11 protein-coding genes are annotated in these 16,725 nt (G+C 69.4%); 4 read left to right on the top strand and 7 right to left on the bottom strand.

Annotation, left to right across the window (positions count from 1 at the left end):
* The gene (locus AB0L65_RS35065) at positions 1 to 2,604 is read right to left on the bottom strand and encodes an FG-GAP-like repeat-containing protein (RefSeq protein ID WP_364254231.1); all 2,604 of its coding nucleotides are present in this window, start codon (positions 2,602 to 2,604) and stop codon (positions 1 to 3) included.
* Between the two features lie 306 nt (positions 2,605 to 2,910).
* Here AB0L65_RS35065 and AB0L65_RS35060 point away from each other — a divergent pair, with 306 nt between their 5' ends.
* Positions 2,911 to 3,888 (top strand): LacI family DNA-binding transcriptional regulator, encoded by a 978-nt coding sequence (locus tag AB0L65_RS35060; protein ID WP_364254228.1) that lies wholly within the window; start codon positions 2,911 to 2,913, stop codon positions 3,886 to 3,888.
* Here the strand turns inward: AB0L65_RS35060 and AB0L65_RS35055 are convergent.
* From AB0L65_RS35055 to AB0L65_RS35030, 6 genes are read right to left on the bottom strand one after another with little or no spacing between them, the layout of a single operon-like run.
* Entirely contained in the window at positions 3,885 to 5,324 is a 1,440-nt protein-coding gene (locus AB0L65_RS35055; protein WP_364254224.1) for an FGGY-family carbohydrate kinase, read from the bottom strand. The genes AB0L65_RS35060 and AB0L65_RS35055 overlap by 4 nt on opposite strands.
* Positions 5,324 to 6,295: a substrate-binding domain-containing protein gene (locus tag AB0L65_RS35050; protein WP_364254221.1), complete on the bottom strand. Its 972-nt coding sequence runs from the start codon at positions 6,293 to 6,295 to the stop codon at positions 5,324 to 5,326. The genes AB0L65_RS35055 and AB0L65_RS35050 overlap by 1 nt, the downstream gene beginning before the upstream one ends.
* Positions 6,292 to 7,362, bottom strand: coding sequence for an ABC transporter permease (locus AB0L65_RS35045; protein ID WP_364254218.1), 1,071 nt, complete (start codon positions 7,360 to 7,362; stop codon positions 6,292 to 6,294). Before AB0L65_RS35045 ends, AB0L65_RS35050 begins: the two co-directional genes overlap by 4 nt.
* On the bottom strand, positions 7,359 to 8,864 hold the full coding sequence (locus AB0L65_RS35040; RefSeq protein ID WP_364254215.1) for a sugar ABC transporter ATP-binding protein: 1,506 nt from the start codon (positions 8,862 to 8,864) through the stop codon (positions 7,359 to 7,361). The genes AB0L65_RS35045 and AB0L65_RS35040 overlap by 4 nt, the downstream gene beginning before the upstream one ends.
* The gene (locus AB0L65_RS35035) at positions 8,861 to 11,266 is read right to left on the bottom strand and encodes a glycoside hydrolase family 172 protein (RefSeq protein ID WP_364254212.1); all 2,406 of its coding nucleotides are present in this window, start codon (positions 11,264 to 11,266) and stop codon (positions 8,861 to 8,863) included. The genes AB0L65_RS35040 and AB0L65_RS35035 overlap by 4 nt, the downstream gene beginning before the upstream one ends.
* Complete coding sequence (locus tag AB0L65_RS35030) at positions 11,256 to 12,671, bottom strand: L-fucose/L-arabinose isomerase family protein (RefSeq protein ID WP_364254209.1); 1,416 nt, start codon at positions 12,669 to 12,671, stop codon at positions 11,256 to 11,258. The genes AB0L65_RS35035 and AB0L65_RS35030 overlap by 11 nt, the downstream gene beginning before the upstream one ends.
* Positions 12,672 to 13,298: 627 nt before the next feature.
* Between AB0L65_RS35030 and AB0L65_RS35025 the strand changes: the two genes are divergently transcribed.
* The 3 genes from AB0L65_RS35025 (at position 13,299) to AB0L65_RS35015 (ending at position 16,719) form a co-directional block, all read left to right on the top strand.
* Positions 13,299 to 14,648: a sugar ABC transporter substrate-binding protein gene (locus AB0L65_RS35025; protein ID WP_364254206.1), complete on the top strand. Its 1,350-nt coding sequence runs from the start codon at positions 13,299 to 13,301 to the stop codon at positions 14,646 to 14,648.
* Positions 14,649 to 14,984: 336 nt separating this feature from the next.
* Positions 14,985 to 15,932: a sugar ABC transporter permease gene (locus AB0L65_RS35020; protein WP_364254203.1), complete on the top strand. Its 948-nt coding sequence runs from the start codon at positions 14,985 to 14,987 to the stop codon at positions 15,930 to 15,932.
* On the top strand, positions 15,922 to 16,719 hold the full coding sequence (locus AB0L65_RS35015; RefSeq protein WP_192783722.1) for a carbohydrate ABC transporter permease: 798 nt from the start codon (positions 15,922 to 15,924) through the stop codon (positions 16,717 to 16,719). The genes AB0L65_RS35020 and AB0L65_RS35015 overlap by 11 nt, the downstream gene beginning before the upstream one ends.
* The last annotated feature ends 6 nt before the right edge of the window (positions 16,720 to 16,725 follow it).

The following is a 16,725-nucleotide window of genomic DNA, read 5'->3' as shown; positions in this document are numbered from 1 at the left end:
TCAGAGGGTGGTTTCGCCGTCGAGGCCGAAGAAGTCGTGCCATTTGATGCCGGCGCCGAAGGCGGAAGTGCCGTTCGACAGGCCGACGAACACGTCGTTCGTGGCGCCCTTGGTGAAGGTGACGATGTCGTCCTTGCCGTCACCGTCGAAATCACCGGTGTAGGGGAATTCGCCGTTCGGAGCGAACCAGTCGTTCCACTTCACGCCCGGACCGAAGCCCCCGCCGTCGGAAACGGCGACCCACACATCACCGAGGCCGTTGTTGGTGAACGTGACGATGTCGTCCTTGCCGTCACCATTGACGTCCGCGATCCGGGGCTGCTCACCCGCCAGCGCGAAATTGTCGTGCGCCTTCACCGCGGCGTTGAAACCCGTCCCGGTGGACGTCGCCACGTACACGTCATTCGTCAAACCCTGGGTGAAGACGATCAGGTCGTCCTTGCCGTCTCCGTTGACATCGCCGACGGCCGGGAATTCGCCGTTGAGCGCGAAGAAGTCGTGCCATTTCACGCCCGTGCCGAAACCGGTCCCGGTCGACAGCGCCACGTACACGTCGTTGGCCGTGCCACGGGTGAAGGTGGCGATGTCGTCCTTGCCGTCGCCGTCGAAGTCGCCCACCGCCGGGACCTCACCACTTGGGGCGAAGAAGTCGTGCCATTTCACGCCCGGTCCGAAGCCGTTGCCGGTGGACGGCGCCACGTACACGTCGCCGGTGGTCCCTTGGGTGAAGGTGATGATGTCGGCTTTCCCGTCGCCGGTGAAATCGCCGGTGTAGGGGATCTCCCCGCTCGGGGCGAAGAAGTCGTGCCACTTCGCGGACGCCCCGAAGCCCGTGCCGGTCGAGGCGGCGGCCCACACGTCCGCGTTCGCCCCGTGGGTGAAGGCCACGATGTCGTCCTTGCCGTCACCGGTGAAATCCGCCGGCGAGCCGCCGAACATGGTCCCGCCGGTGCCCGTGTAGTACACCTCCAGTTCGGCGACGGAGGTGAAGGTGCGGGTGCCGCCCGGGGCGCCGATGACGCGCACGCCGTCGCCGTCCACCGGGTTGAAGCCCAGCTCGTACGTGCGGTTCGGGCCCGCCGTGTTGTCGTACGGGTAGTCAGGCGTGATGCGCAGCCCGGTGACGTTCACCCATTCGTGGTTCCTGCGGACCTGCACCCGCAGATCGCTCGCGAACCAGCCGCCGTCACCGAAGATCTGCCCGCTGGTGAAGGCGACCTTGTTCATCAGGTATTCGCGCGGCCAGGTGTAGCCCCACCAGCTCGCGCCCTTGCGCTCGTCGTTCCAGTCGTCCTCGGTCTGCGCCTTGTTGCCGTCGTTGTAGAAGTCGACGTTGCCGAAATGCGCCACCCGCTCGACGCCGACGGTGCCCGGCTCGCGGGCCAGGTTCCTGGCGCCGTCGGGCAGGTTCGCCGGGGTGGTGTCCACGTGCGGCTCCAGGCGCATCTTGCGCAGCGAGAACGTGTACGCCCAGTGCTGCCCGTCGGGGAAGCCGCCGCCGCACGGGCAGACGTTCGACTGCAGCCACATCGACTTGCCGTCGGCGCTGATGTACTTGGACGGGATCGTGGTGGCGTAACCGCCGTGCTTGGTCGTCGTCCACGGGTAGCCGCCGAAGTCCTTGCCGGAGAAGTGCTTCCACGGGCCCCACGGCGTCGGCGACTCGTAGAACTCGAAGGTGTACTCCGTCCAGGACGTGTAGAGGTAGCGGTTGAGCGGCTTGTTGTACACCACGCCGCCCTGGCTGAGCACGGTCAGGTTCTTGGCCCGGTTGGCGGTGTAGACGTCCTGGTAGATGCGCCGGTCGTCGTGCATGACCGCGACCCGCCGGCCGATGTCCGCGGACCAAGTGGGCGCGCCGGAGGCGGCGAAGCCGCTGACGAACTCCCAGGCCGACCGGTTCTGCACCTGGCCCTTGGGCACCCGGGCCAGCCACAGGTCCACCGGGTCGGGCACCCGGTTCGCGAAGGAGTCGCGCCAGTTGTGGTCGAGGCCGTAGGCGTAGACGTAGCCGTCGGGGGCGTTGCCGTACGCCTTGCCGTAGTCCAGGAACATGATCGTGGTGAACACCCCGTTGCCGAACATCGGCCCCGACCTGTCCCACGTCCACGTCCTGCCGTGGTCGGTCGACTTCGCGATCGTCGCCGCCGGGGCGTCGTCGAAGTCGAACGCCAGGTCCTGCACGGCCAGGTAGAGCGTGCCGCCCACGCAGGCCATGCCGGTGGGCTTGCGCGTGTGGTTCGCCGTCCACACCTGGCCGACGTTGTCGCTGATCGGCAGCTGCGCGCCGGTCAGGTTGCCGGGCATGCCCGAGATGCGGGCCACGCCGATGTCGCTGTACGCGCCCGCGAACCCGATGCCGTCACCGTAGGCGGTGTAGACGTTGTCGTCGTCGGACCAGCAGTTCGGCCACAGGTCGCCGTGGTTGCGGTTGTCGCCCGCGGCGGGCGCGCCGACCGTCGCGCCGGAGTCGATCTGCACGGTCGAGAAGAACGGGCTGGGCGGCGGCGAGGCGGCGGCCGTCGCCGCCGGGACGGCGGTGATGGTCATCGTGAGCAGCGTGGCCAGGCCCGCGCCCAAACATCGTCGAACGATCGAGAACATGACTTCTCCTGGCGGTGCGGGACTCCTGAGCGCATGGCAGTCAGGAGGCCGTGGAGTGGGGGTGAAGGGAGAAGAGATCTGAGCAATCGATTTCTGGATGAACGTACAATCGCGGCCTGACAGCCGTCAAGCCCTGATTTGTCAGGATTTCAGTTGAGCATTTGCCCAGGTAAACCGGCACATTTCAATATTTCAAGAAATGTGGAAGTATGATCATGACCGGAAAGCGATTCCTGGACCAGGACCTCGACCCCAACCTGCGGCGATGAGGGGCGCGGGGCTCCGCGATGGTAGAAACTTGGTGCGATGCCCACTATCTACGATGTCGCGCGGGAGGCAGGCGTGTCCGCCGCCACCGTTTCCCGCGTGCTCAACGGCGCCCAGACCGTCGACCCCGCCATGGTCGCCCGGGTGCTCACGGCGGTCCGCGAGCTCGGCTACCGCCCCAACGCGGTCGCGCGCAACCTGCGGCGCAGCCGTACGTCGCTCTGGGCCGTGATCATCTCCGACATCGGCAACCCGTTCTTCACCTCCATGGTGCGCGGCGTCGAGGACGTCGCGCAGCAGGAGGGCTACTCGGTCGTGCTGTGCAACAGCGACGAGGACCCGGCCAAGGAGGAGACCTACGTCGCGGCGGCGCTGAGCGAGCAGATGGCCGGCGTCATCATCTCCTCCTCGGGCAGCGTCAAGGCGGCCAAGACGCTCGTCGACTCGCCCGTGCCCGTCGTCGCCGTCGACCGGGAGCTGCCCCGGGGCGCCGTGGACACGGTGGTGGTCGACAACGAGGGAGGCGCGCGCACGGCCACCGAGCACCTGCTCGCGGCCGGATACCGGCGGATCGCGTGCATCGCGGGGCCCGAGGGTGTGAGCACCGCCGACCTGCGCCTGCGCGGCTACACGACGGCGCTGCGCGGCGACCCCGTGATCGTCCGCGCGGACTTCCGCGAGCAGGGGGGTTACGACGCGATGGCCGCACTGCTGTCCTCTCCCGAGCCTCCCGACGCGGTCTTCGTGGCCAACAACCTCATGACGGTGGGCGCGCTGCGCTGCCTGACCGAGCGCGGGGTGGACGTGCCCGGGCAGGTCGGCCTGGTCGGCTTCGACGAGATCCCGTGGGCGGACCTGGTGCGCCCGTCGCCGTCGACGGTGACGCAGCCGACGTACGAGCTGGGCCGCATGGCCGCCCGCCTGCTGGTCGACCGCATCGCCACCCCGGCCGCCAAGCCCGCCACGATCGTCCTGCCCGCCGAGCTCCACGCCCGCCAGAGCAGCACCCCCCGTTAACGGGTCGCGAGCTCGTGGGCGATGTGGGCGGTGGAGTCGTACAGGTCCCGGTAGAGCCCGTACAACCGTGCGTAGTCCTCGGCGGCGGCCGGGTCGGGCTCCACGACGGACGCCACCGGGTTCCAGCCCGCGCACGAGACGCCGCAGGCCTGGGCCGCCAGCATGGCGTCGCCGAAGGCGGCGCCCACCGTGTGGGTGGACAGGACCTGCTCCTGCTGGAGCACGTCGGACACGATCCGCGTCCACAGCCCGCCCTTGGTGCCGCCGCCCACCGCGACCAGCCGCTTGGCCGACCCGCCCGCTGAACGCATGGCCTCCAGGTTGTGCCGCACGCCGAAGGCGGTCGCCTCCAGCGCGGCCCGGTACAGGTGACCGCGTCCGTGCCGCAGCGTCAGGCCGATGAGGGTGCCGCGCGCGTCCGGGTCGAAGAGAGGCGTGCGTTCTCCCGCGAAGTACGGGAGCATGAGCAGCCCCTCAGCCCCGCGCCCCACCACCGCGGCCTCGGCCGTGAGCGACTCGAACGAGGCCCCGGTCAGGTCGCGCAGCCACCCGGTGACCGCGCCCGACGTGGCCATCCCCGCCGCCAGGTTGTACGTCCCCGGCGCCACCCCCACGGTCCCCCACAACCGCGGCGAGACGGCCCGCGAGGCCAGCACCTCGACCAGGAACATCGTCGTCCCGTACATGAGCATGACGTCGCCCGGCGAGGTCGCCCCCACGCTCAGCGCCTCGGCCCACGCGTCGATGGTCCCGGCCACCACCGGGATCCCCTTCGGGAGCCCGGTGCTGGCGGCGGCCGCCTCCGTCACGGTGCCGACGACGTCGCCGCTCCACGCCAGCGCGGGCAGCTCCAGCTCGGGGAAGAGGTCCCAGTCGTCGATCCACTCGTGGGTACGGGTGTCGTACAGGGGCGTGCACTGGCTGGCCGCGTGATGGTCGAGCACGTACGCGCCGGTCAGCCGGTACGCCAGCCACGAGTGCGCCATGAAGATCCGCCGCGTCCGCGCCCACACCTCGGGCTCGTGGGTGCGCAGCCATTCCAGCTTCGGCCCCACCGCCTGGGAGGTCAGCGGTGACCCGCACCGCTCCAGGATCGCGGAGGCGCCGTACCGGGAGGTCTGCGCCGCGATCTCGGCGGTGGCCCGGGTGTCCACCCCGTACAGGATCGCGGGCCGCAGCGGCGTGCCGTCCTGCGCGCAGGGCAGCACGCACGGCCCGATCCCGCTCAGCCCGACGGCGGCGACGTCCGGGCGGGCCAGCTCCGCCACGATCGAGGTGAAGTCCGCCCACCAGACGTCCTGCGCCGAGTGCTCGAACCAGCCCGGCCGCGGCGAGGCGGTGCGGTGTTCGCGGACCGCCGTCGCCACGACCGTGCCGTCGGACGCCACGAGCACCCCCTTGGAGCTGGAGGTGCCGATGTCGACCCCGAGGAACATCAGTTCTGCCCCGACAGGTCGAACTGCTTGTAGAGCTCGGCCGCGTTGTCCTTGGTGACCTGCGTCGTGCCGAGCACCTGCTTCTTCTCGACCTGCCGGCCGTGCAGGATCTTGTTGACGGTGTCGGCCGCCTCCTGCGCTCCCGTCGGGTAGATGAACGTGGCCGAGAGCTGGCCGAGCTGGACCGCGCGGATGCCGCCGTCGGGGATGGCCAGGCCGTCGATGCCGATGAACTTGATCTTGTCGGCCTTGCCCGCCGCCTGGGCCGCCAGGTACGCGCCCAGCGCCATCGGGTCGTTGTGCCCGTACACGAGGTCGATCTGGTCGTGCTGGGCGAGCCACTGCTGCATGATCGGGGTGGCCTGCTCCTTCACCCACTTGCCCTCGCGGTCGGCGATGATCTTGATCTTGGGGTTGGCCGCGACGGCCTCGCGGAAGCCCTTGTCGCGGTCGATCTGCGGCTGGTTGGACATGATGCCGCGCAGCTCGACGATGTTGCCGCCGTCCGGCAGCAGCCGGACCGCCTCCTCCCCCGCCTTCCTGCCGATGAGCACGTTGTCGCCGCCGATGAAGGCGGTGTAGCAGTCGGTGTTCACGGTGCGGTCGAGGACGATCACGGGGATCTTGGCGTCGCAGGCCTGCTGCACGGCCGCCGTCAGCGGCGCGGGCTCGGTGGGCGAGACGATGAGCGCGTCGACCTTCTGGGTGATGAAGTTCTGGACCTGGGAGACCTGCGTGGCGCTCGACTGCTTGGCGTCGGCGATCGGCAGCAACTCGATGTCCGGATATTTCTTCAAAAAGTGCTGCAACTGCAGGTTGAGCTGGGCCCGGTACGGCTCGGCGTTGTTCGACTGCGAATAGCCGACGACGAACTTCTTCTTCTCGCCGGACGATGCCGACGGCGCGGGCGCCTTGGACGCGCACGCGGCGGCCAGGAGCGCGCACAGCGCGATGGTGATGGTCTTCTTCATGATCGAGACCCTCCTCGGAAGATCTTGAAGAGATCGGGACGCTGCAGGACGACCGCCACGACGACGATCAGTCCCTTGATGACGAGTTGCCAGTTGTCGCTGACCGCGTTGAGGCCGAGCACGTTGTCCAGGAGCGTCAGGATGAGCGCCCCCACGAACGTGCCGGCGATGGTGCCCTTGCCGCCCGCCAGCGACGCCCCGCCGATGACGGCGGCGGCGATGGCGTCCAGCTCGAACGACTGCCCGGCCTGGGGGTCGGCCGAGGCGCTGTAGGCGGCGTCGATCGGCCCGGCGAAGCCGGCGAGCATGCCGGACAGGGTGAAGACGGCGATCGTGACCGCCGTGACGTTGACGCCGGACAGCCGGGCCGCGGTGGGGTTGCCGCCGACGGCGTACACGTGCCGGCCGAACCGGGTCTTCGTCAGGATCAGGTGGAAGACGACGCAGACCACGATGAAGGCCAGCACCGGATAGTAGATGCGATCAAAGAGGTTGTGCCCGGGGGTGCCGAACAGCTGGAACGCCTCCGCCTGCGGCGTCAGCTTCCCGTCGGCCCCGGCGATCTGGGTGCCGACGCTGACGTTGTCGCTGACCTGCCGGTCGAGCCCGCGTACGACCGAGAGCATGGCCAGGGTCATGACGAACGACTGGATGCGCAGCCAGGCCGTGCCGGCGCCGTTCAGGAACCCGAAGAGGGCTCCCACCGCCATGCAGATCGGCACGATCTGCCACGGCTCCAGCGAGAACTTGGCGAGCATCATCGCGGCCGTCATCGACGCGATGCCCAGCAGGGAGCCCACGGACAGGTCGATGCCGCCGGTCAGGATCACCAGCGTGACGCCGACCGCCAGGATGCCGCGGGAGGCGAAGGCGCCGATGGCGTTGGTGAGGTTGGTCTCGTTCAGGAACATCTCGCCCTTGGTGGCGATCCCGACAGCGAGGATCAGCACCAGGCCGATGTACGCCTGCGCGGCCCCGAGAGCGGAGAGCGTCCGCCGCATCCGGCTCTCCCCCGGCGCCTTCACGGGCGGCGCTGGATCGGGTGGCGCGGTCTTCATGGTTGTCATATGGTCACCTGCTGTCTTGCCATGGCGGCCTCGAGGATCGCCTCCTGCGTCGCCTGGCCTCTCGGGAACTCGGCGGTGATGCGGCCCTCGCAGAGCACGAGGATCCGGTCGCACATGGCGAGCAGCTCGGGCAGCTCGGAGGAGGCCACGAGCACGCCCTTGCCCTCGGCGGCCAGCGACGACATGAGCGCGTGGATCTCCGCCTTGGCGCCCACGTCGATGCCGCGCGTGGGCTCGTCCATGAGGATCAGCGAGGGCGCCGTGAGCAGCCACTTGGCCAGCACGACCTTCTGCTGGTTGCCGCCCGAGAGGTTGCCGACGGTGAAGCGCAGTCCGGGCGTCTTGACCCGCAGCGCGCGCACCTGCTGCTCGACGGCCGCGCCCTCGCGCCGCCGGTCCACGGTCCAGAACCGCAGGTATCGCCTGAGCGATGACAGGCTCGCGTTGAAGGCCACGCTGTTCCCCAGCACGAGGCTCTGCGCCTTGCGGTCCTCGGCGACCAGCGCGACACCCCGCTCGATCGCCTGCTTGGGGCTCCTGGGACGGTACGGCGCGCCGTGCAGGCTGATCGATCCCTCCGACGGCCGGTGCACGCCGAAGATCGATTCGAGCAGTTCGCTGCGCCCGGCGCCCATGAGCCCGGCCACGCCGACGATCTCCCCGGTGCGCACGGTCAGCGAGACATCCCGCAGCGCCGTGCGCCCGGTGTCCCGGTCCCCCGGCACGTGGAGCCCCTTGACCCGCAGCAACTCCTCACCTTCGGTGGCGCCGTCGGCGCGCGGGAACATCTCGCCCAGGGGGCGGCCGACCATCATCTGGATGAGCTCGTCCCGGTTGATGCCGGTGCGCTCGCCGATGTACTGGCCGTCGCGCAGCACGACGACCCGGTCGGCGATCTCCTCCAGCTCCTCCAGCCGGTGCGAGATGTAGATGACGGCCACGCCGCGCCCGGTCAGGTCGCGGATGACCTCGTACAGCCGCTGCACCTCCGCGTCGGCCAGGGCCGAGGTGGGCTCGTCCATGACCAGGACGCGGACGTTCTGCGACAGGGCCTTGGCCACCTCGATGAGCTGGCGTTCGGCGATCTTGCACTGTTTGACGAGGGTGCGCGGCGACAGGTCGAGCCCGAGGCCGCGCAGCAGCTCGGCGGTGCGCGCCTCGGTGACCTTGCGGTCGAGGAGCGCGCGTTCCCGGCCGAGGAAGATGTTGTCCGCGACGGACAGCTCGGGCACCAGGTTGAGCTCCTGGTGGATCATGGCGATCCCGTGCCGCCGCGCGTCCTTGGGCGAGTGGATGTGCGCCACCTCGCCGCCGATCTCGATCTCGCCCTCGTAGTCCTTGAACACCCCGGCCAGGATGTTCATCAGCGTGGACTTGCCGGCGCCGTTCTCCCCGAGCAGGGCCACCACCTCGCCCTCCGCCACGGTGAGCGACACCCCGTCGAGGGCCCGCACGCCGGGGAAGGACTTGCCGATGGCCCGCATCGCCAGGACGGTGGTCACCGGAGGCTCCACGCCGTGTAGGAGGCCGCCGACCAGGGGGTCTTCGGGGTCAGCTGGACGGTGATCTCCCGCTGCCCGCGCGTGACGCCCGCCGGGATCTGGTAGTCGTCCTCCAGCCACCTGCGGGTCCGGTTGCCCAGCGGCTGCACCCAGTCGGCCAGCCGCCGCCCGTTGACGGTGACCTCGGCGTGCTGCCCGGCGACGCTCTGGTCACTCGTACGGCGCAGCTCGACGCCCTGGTTGTTCCGGTCGATCGTGAGCCTGAACGTGACCGGGGCCTGCGTGACCCGCTGGGTGGCCTTGAGCGTGACGGGGTTCCTGAAGTCGCCTTCGAACGCGGACTCCAGCGTGGTGACCTCGCCCTGGCCGGTGTAGCCGTGCTGCCGCTCGCTCGCCGGGTCGCCGACCGTCAGCGAGTCCGTCTGCGCCGTGGCGCTTCGGTCGGAGCCGTACCAGTAGGCGGTGGAGGAGCAGACGCCTTCGACGTCGTTCGTCCAGCCGTGCTCGATGTCGAACGTCAGCGAGCCCGCGAACGGCACGGCGTCGCCGATCATCAGCCGGTACGCGCCGGTGCAGTCGTTCTCCGCCGGGCAGCCGGTCGCCGGGGCCAGGTGGGCGGTGTTGCCGTGGAACGGGGTGCTGAAGGTCTCGCGGTTGAAGTACCAGCCCGCCTGGTAGAAGTCCTCGGTGCCGGTGCCGTGGATCTGCGGGGTGCGCGAGCCGTCCACATAGACGCGCTCGTCTCCCTCCAGGTAGTTGCGGTTGGTCGGGCCGCGCATCGTGTGGCTGATCCCGACGAACTTGCCCTGCGCGCCGGAGACCCGCAGGAAGGGCCAGCTCGTGCCGGGGGTGGTGCCGCCAGCGCGGGACTGCGTCCTGAAATAACCGACATTTCCTGATACAGGGCGGTTTGCTGACGTGACCGTCGCCTGGCCCTCGATCGTGCGGCCGGAGTCGTTGAAGAGCTCGACCGTCGCGCCCGTCCGGTACGGCATCGGCCACCACGCGCTGAGCGTGCTGGTCGCGGCGTCAACGGCGTACATGAGCGACTTGACGGGCAGCATCGCGTGCCCGCTGCCGAAGAACTCGCCGGCCGGCGAGTCGACGGTGCGCCGGCCGTCGAACGTGATCCGCAGCCGCAGCCCCTGCAGGATCTCCTGCGCCGTCCTGATCTTCGCCAGCTTGGGCTGGTCCATCGGGAAGGCGAAGGTCCGCTCGCCCTGCCAGGTCTGCGCGACGATCGTGTAGCGGTGCGCGGCCTCGTCGGCCGCGTCGCCCACGTCCACGGTGTCGGTACGCTTGCCGGCGCCGTCCACCCAGTACGTGAACTCGTTGTAGTCGAGGTCCGACGAGGCGAACACGTTCTTGACCGTGATCTGCGACTTGCCCTTGGTGGCAGTGGCCGGCAGGTTCACGACCTCCTCGGCCCACATCCCGGCTGCGCCCAGCCTGCTCGGCGGCCACTGGGCCACCTCCTGGCCGTCCACCAGGACCTTGGCGACCTGCCTGCCGATGGCGGGGTCGATGCGCCTGGTCAGCCGCACGCCGTCGTTGGCGGGGTCGATCTTCACCGTGAACTCGCTGGAGCCGTTCCGGCCGAACGCCCGGCCCTCGTCGGCCTCGGTCTTGGGCAGCACCTGCTCGGCCTGGGGCAGCTTCAGCTTGATGGCCGACAGCAGGCCGGCGCCCTGGGTGCGCGCGACCCGTACCGACTGGCCGGGGGCCAGGCGGATCGCGGCGTCCTGGGAGCGCGCGCCCGGGACGGCGGGCTTGGGGTCGCCGCCCGCCTTGAGCCGGTCGATGACGTCCTGCGCCTTGTCGGCCGGGTCGAACGTGCTCACGCCCTCGGCGTCGGCGAACGTGCGGTAGCTGACGTGGTGGAAGAGCGGGTTGTGCTCGGTGGTGATGCGCATCGAGCGGGTGAACGGCATCGGCACCTCGACGTAGACGCCGCCGGAGCTCTGGTCGGCGTTGCCCACGAGGGGGTAGGCGAAGGGGGCGCCGAGCTTGCCGTTCACCAGGTCCTGGAGGCTCGCGTCCACCACCTTCCTGCCGTCGAGCTCGACCGTGATCCTGCCGGTCCTGCTGACGTCGCCGCCGTCCCTGGTGAACCAGATGGCCTGCACCTCGCCGGCGCCGGTGTGCTCGGCGATCACGCAGCCCCCGTCATCGGTGCTGCTCAGGCACGAGTACGTGCCCTCGAACCCGTCGTTGTTGTCGCCGGTGCGGTCGAAGCTGGAGAACTGCTTGGTCTGCACGCCGACGGGCAGCTCGGGCAGCCGGTCGAGCCTGCGGTAGACGTCCCACCCGACGGGTCCCTTGGCGCTCGCCTGCGCCTGCGCCGGTGCGCTCAACCCGCCCAGGACGAGCGCGGCCGCGAGGAGGAGAGGACTAAGCCGCATCGCCGAACCCCTCGAACTCGACGTCCAGCTGCTTGCAGACCGCTTCCAGCTCGGCGATGTAGTCGCCGGGGACCGCGTGGATGTGGTTGGAGCCGAACCGCCCGAGGAACTCGGTGGCCGGCACGTGCAGCCTGGTGAACGCGTGCGGCCACTCGAACGTGGACTGCCGGGCCATCGCCTCGTTGGTGGCGTCGTCGTACAGCTCGAAGTCGCCGCGCATCACGTGCATGCGGTACCGGCCGTCCCTGCGGGTGAGGCGCGCGAACGTGGCGGCGCCGGGCGCGGCTAGGTGGTGCACGCTCGCGCCGCCCGCCGGGAAGAAGAACACCTCGGGGTAGAAGTGCGTCCTGGCGAGGTTCTCCTCGGGGTCGTCGGACCTGGCCGCGTACCAGGTGGCGTGCTGGCCGGAGTTGCACAGGTCCCAGACGTCCTTGTCCGCGTGGTAGTGGCGGACGTCGGCGAAGAGCACGGGGTCGCCGCTCAGCAGCTTCAGGATCTGCATCGTCAGCGCGCCGTCCATGTCGGCCTCGGTGGCGCAGACGTGGGTGTCCTTCGGGCCCTCCCAGTCGTACGGGTCGTTGAGGAAGGCCTCGGCGAGGTCCATCGTGCAGAAGTGGGTGGTCAGCTCGGGCTGGCCCTTGATACCGGAGAAGTCCAGGTTCCACTCGTCGATGAGCTCGCGCATCGCGTAGTACGTGCGGATCTGGCGTTCGAGGAGGTCCGGCGTGAGCTGCTTGCCGTCGTAGTGCACGTTCCCCTTGGCCTCGAGCCACTGGCGGGCCTGGGTGACCCGCGCCTGGGAGGCGTTCTCACTCCGCCGGACGATCTCCCACTGGTCGATCTCCTCGACGTCGACGCCGAACGTACGCATCCACTGGTCGGTGTTGGCGACGGCGGTGTACATGCCCATCGGCCGGCCGCCGATCCGGCCGAACGTCGAGCCGCGCAGGCCCCGGACCGCCTGGGCGGCCCGCACCTCGGTCAGCACGCGCTCCCTGACGGCGGGGTCGTCGATGTCTCCCCAGGCGCGGGCGTGCACCCGGCCGATCTGGTCCAGGCCACCGCCGCCGGCGAGCATGCCGACCATGCCGGGTTGCGCGGGGTCGATGTTCGCCATGAGCAGCAGCGGTCCTGGGGTGGACTCGGCGGCCAGCATGGTGAAATGCGGGAAGGCCCAGACCGCGTAGTTGAAGATGGTCAGGTCGGGCCGGCGGTCGGCCAGCCACCGCGCCTGCGACGTGGCCAGCTCGTTGGTCCACACGATCTCCGGCGCCACGATGACCTCGTGGCCCTCCTTGCGCAACGCCTCCGCGAGGGCGGTGGTGGCGTGGGTGATGTGCTCAACGAGATCGCGGGCGACGAAGTCCCGCCCGTCCGAGATGCTCAGCACTCCGATACGTGCCACGGGTTGTCCTCCATGCATACGAGAAATCGATTGCTCAGAAATCGATTTCCCTCAACCTAGATCCGACCCTTTAACCCGTCAATCCCGCTTCACATCACAGAATCACAACGGTGAACCGATTTCTCGAACCCCGATGCCGAGGCCCCACACCGGCACTCCGTCGCACATAACCTGCAGCCGCCGCACCTAGCCCCAGCGCCCCGTCCACCCAAGCCCGACCACCACCGAGCCCGACCACCAGCACACCGGGCACCCTCCAGGGCATGCCCGTGCCGCACCGCCCGACAGCCCCTCTCCGCGCAGGCATCCGCTCCCAACGGAGCCCCGCACCTCAGCGCCTGAGCCCCGTCACGACGGCATCACCACGACGGGCGGGAGGCCCGGGAGGTCGCCGGCGGATTGCCGTGGAGGGTGGCCGTCGCGGTGCTGAGCCGGCAGGGGGACGCGCCCATCGTGGCGATGGTTGCCGCCCGGAGCGGGGTCGCAGGTCTCGGGGAGATATCGATTCCCGGATTCGGCAAGCTGTAGCAGGAACTTCTTGACGATGGCCGCCCCGACGCCTACCTTTCTGGGAAATCGATTGCTCATTCACCCCCCGAGCTTTCTGCAAGATCAGGAGGATGCGACATGTCGGCTTTCGAGAGGGTGACCCGCCGATCTCTGCTGCGTGGCGGCGCCGTCGTCTTAGGGTCGGCGATGGCGGCACCGCTGCTGTCCGCGTGCGGGGGCGGCGGGAAGACCGGCAACGCCAAAGAGCTGACGTTCTGGAACTTCTACGGCCCCAACCCGCAGGCCGACGCGCAGAGCAAGTGGTTCACCGACCTGGTGGCGGCGTGGAACGCCAACAACGAGGTCAAGGTCAAGCTCCACTACCTGCCCGTCTCCGAGTACCTCGCCGGCACGGCGCTGCAGACCGCGTTCTCCGCCGGTCAGGGGCCGGACATCTTCCTGCTCAGCCCCGGCGACTTCCTCCGCTACCACAACGGCGGCGTACTGGCCGATCTCATGCCGCACCTCAAGCCCGACCAGATCGCCGACTTCGACGGCGGCGTGCTGGACACGCGCAAGGTGGACGGCAAGATCTACGGCCTGCCGATGGAACAAGAGCCGCTGGCCATGTACTACAGCATCGACGCCTTCGAGAAGGCGAAGCTGGCCGAGGGCGACCTCCCCCAGACCTGGGACCAACTGCTGGACGTGGCCGCCAAGCTGACCACCAAGGACCAGTTCGGCATCCTCTTCGAGACCATCCCCGGCTACTACCAGAACTTCACCTGGTACCCGTTCATGTGGATGGCCGGCGGCTCGGCCGTGCCGCAGAACGGCGGGGCCGGGTTCAACGTGCCCGGCGTACACCAGGCGCTGAAGCTCTGGCAGGACGCGGTCAACAACAAGGTCGCGCCGCGCAAGCCGCAGGGCGACGGCGCGGGCAACGCCCCGGCGAACCTCGCAAGCGGGTCCGTCGCCATGCAGCAGAGCGGCATCTGGTCGGTGTCGCAGCTGGAGCAGGAGAAGAAGGACTTCAAATACGGGGTGTTCCGGCTTCCCGTTCCCGAAGGCGGGACTTACACCACCGACATCGGCGGGTGGGCGTTCGTCGCCAACGCCAAGGGGGCGAACCCGGAGGCGGCGGCCAAGTTCATCGCCTGGGCGCTGGGCGCCACCGACGCGGCCGGCGTCGAGCGCGGCCGGCAGTGGAACACGGTCGTCAAGACGAACCTGCCGGCCCGCAAGTCCGTCCAGGAGGCGGCGAAGGCGGCGGGGGCGTTCGACAAGCCGGCGCTCAAGGTGTTCCTGGAGCAGGTGGTGCCGGGCGGCCGGGGTGAGCCCCGCTACACGCCCGAGGTGTACAAGGCCGTCTCGGACGCCATCCAGGCCACCCAGCTCGGCGGGGTGGACCCGGCCAAGGCTGCGGCGGACGCCGCCGCCAAGATCGACACCTTCCTGAAGGGCTACAAGGGTGCGGTCATGCTCTGACGCCCTCTCGGGCGCGACCCCACGACCACAACTGTCCGGCCGGGCGACGGACGTGCGGTCATGCTCTGCCACCCGCACGGGCGCCACCCCACGACCACAACTGTCCGGCCGGGCGACGGACGTGCGGTCATGCTCTGCCACCCGCACGGGCGCCACCCCACGACCACTACCGTCCGGCCGGACGATGGGCGGGCGGTCATGTTCCAGCCGGGCCGCTGCGACGCGGCCGGAGGGTCGCGTCGCAGCGGTCCGGTTGGGGGCAGGCGCCCGTGTGCCCCCAGTGAAACCGCGCCGGCGGCACCCGGCGGGCGGACCTATGAGCGAAAGGCGGTAGTCGTGGCCACATTGGTCGATCCGGGTACGGCGGTCGCCGGCGAGGCCGTGCCCCGCGTGTGGTGGACCCGGCGCAGGAGGGAGGCCCTGGCCGCGTACGCGTTCGTCGCGCCCGACCTGCTCGGCCTGCTCGTCTTCGTCGGCCTCCCCATGGTGCTGGCCGTCGGCGTGTCGCTGTTCAGCGTGGACGGGTTCGGCGGCTACACGTACGTCGGCCTGGACAACTTCCGCCAGATGGCCGAGGACGCGCAGCTCTGGCAGAGCGTCAAGGTCACGCTGACGTACATGGTGACCTTCGTCCCCCTCGGGTTCGTCGTCAGCCTCGGGCTCGCGCTGCTGGTCCGCGACCACTTCCCCGGCGTCGGCCTGGTGCGCACGATGTTCTTCCTGCCGCACGTCATCAGCCTCGTCGTGGTCGGCGTGGTGTGGCAGTTCCTGCTGGCCGACAAGCAGGGCGCGGTGCCCGCGCTGCTGCGGCCGGTGGGGCTGGGCGACGTGTCGTTCCTGGGCAACCCCGCGCTGGCGCTCGGGTCGCTGGTGGTGATCAGCATCTGGTTCCTCATGGGATATCAGATGCTGATCCTGCTGGGCGGGCTCAAGGACATCCCCAAGGAGTACGAGGAGGCGGCGCGCGTCGACGGGGCCACCTCCTGGCAGCGCTTCCGCCACGTCATCTGGCCGCTGCTCCGGCCGACCAGCTTCTTCGTGCTGGTCAACTCGACCGTCGGCGCGGTGACCGGCCTGCAGGCCTTCGACCTCGTCTACGTGCTGACCAAGGGCGGTCCGGCCAACAGCACGTCCAGCGTGGTCTTCTACATCTACCAGCAGGCCTTCACCTTCAACAACTACGGCTACGCGGCGGCGCTGACCACGGTCGTGGTCGGGTTCCTGGTCGTGGCCACGGGGCTGATGTTCGGGCTCACGAAGGGAGGCAGGTTCGATGTCGGTTAGGCTGCGCGCCCTCGTCGGGTACGTGCTGGCGGCCGTCACGGTGGCGCCGCTGGTCTGGTTGCTGGTGACGGTGCTGAAGCCGGCGGACGAGCTGTTCGAGGTGGCGCTGCCCAGCCGCTTCACCCTGGACAACCTGCTCTACGTGCTGACCGAGGTGCCCATCGGCAGGTACATGCTCAACAGCCTCGTCGTCTCCGTGGCCGTCACGGTGGTCGCGCTCGTGCTGCACTCGATGGCCGCCTACGCGCTGGCCCGGCTGCGCTTCCCCGGGCGGCAGGTGATCTTCTCGATGATCGTCTCCACGCTGCTGGTGTCGCTGCCGGTGATCCTCGTGCCGCTGTTCCTGGTGGCCAGGCAGCTCGGGCTGCTCGACACGTACGCGGGGCTGATCCTGCCGGCGATCTTCCACGCGTTCGGGATCTTCCTGCTCCGGCAGTACTACCTGACGATCCCGCGCGAGCTCGAAGAGGCGGCAGATCTCGACGGATGCGGATATTTCCGGCGCTGGTGGCAGGTGGTCGTGCCGCTCAGCCGGCCCGTGCTCGCCTCGCTCGCCGTGCTGTTCTTCCTGGCCAACTGGAACGCGTTCCTCTGGCCCTTGACCGCCACCCGCGACCCCGAGCTGCGCATGGTGCAGGTCGGCATCGCCACCCTCCAGGGCCAGTACGGCTCGGCCTGGAACTACGTCCTGGCCGCGACGGTGATCGCGGCCGTGCCCACCTTGATCGCGTTCGTGCTCGGCCAGCGCCGCCTGGTCGAGGCGATCAAGACCTCCGGATTGAAGTGAATGAGG

This window comes from Nonomuraea sp. NPDC052116 (assembly GCF_040680035.1).
Lineage (GTDB): Bacteria > Actinomycetota > Actinomycetes > Streptosporangiales > Streptosporangiaceae > Nonomuraea > Nonomuraea angiospora_A.
This window is presented reverse-complemented; position numbering and strand designations above follow the sequence as displayed.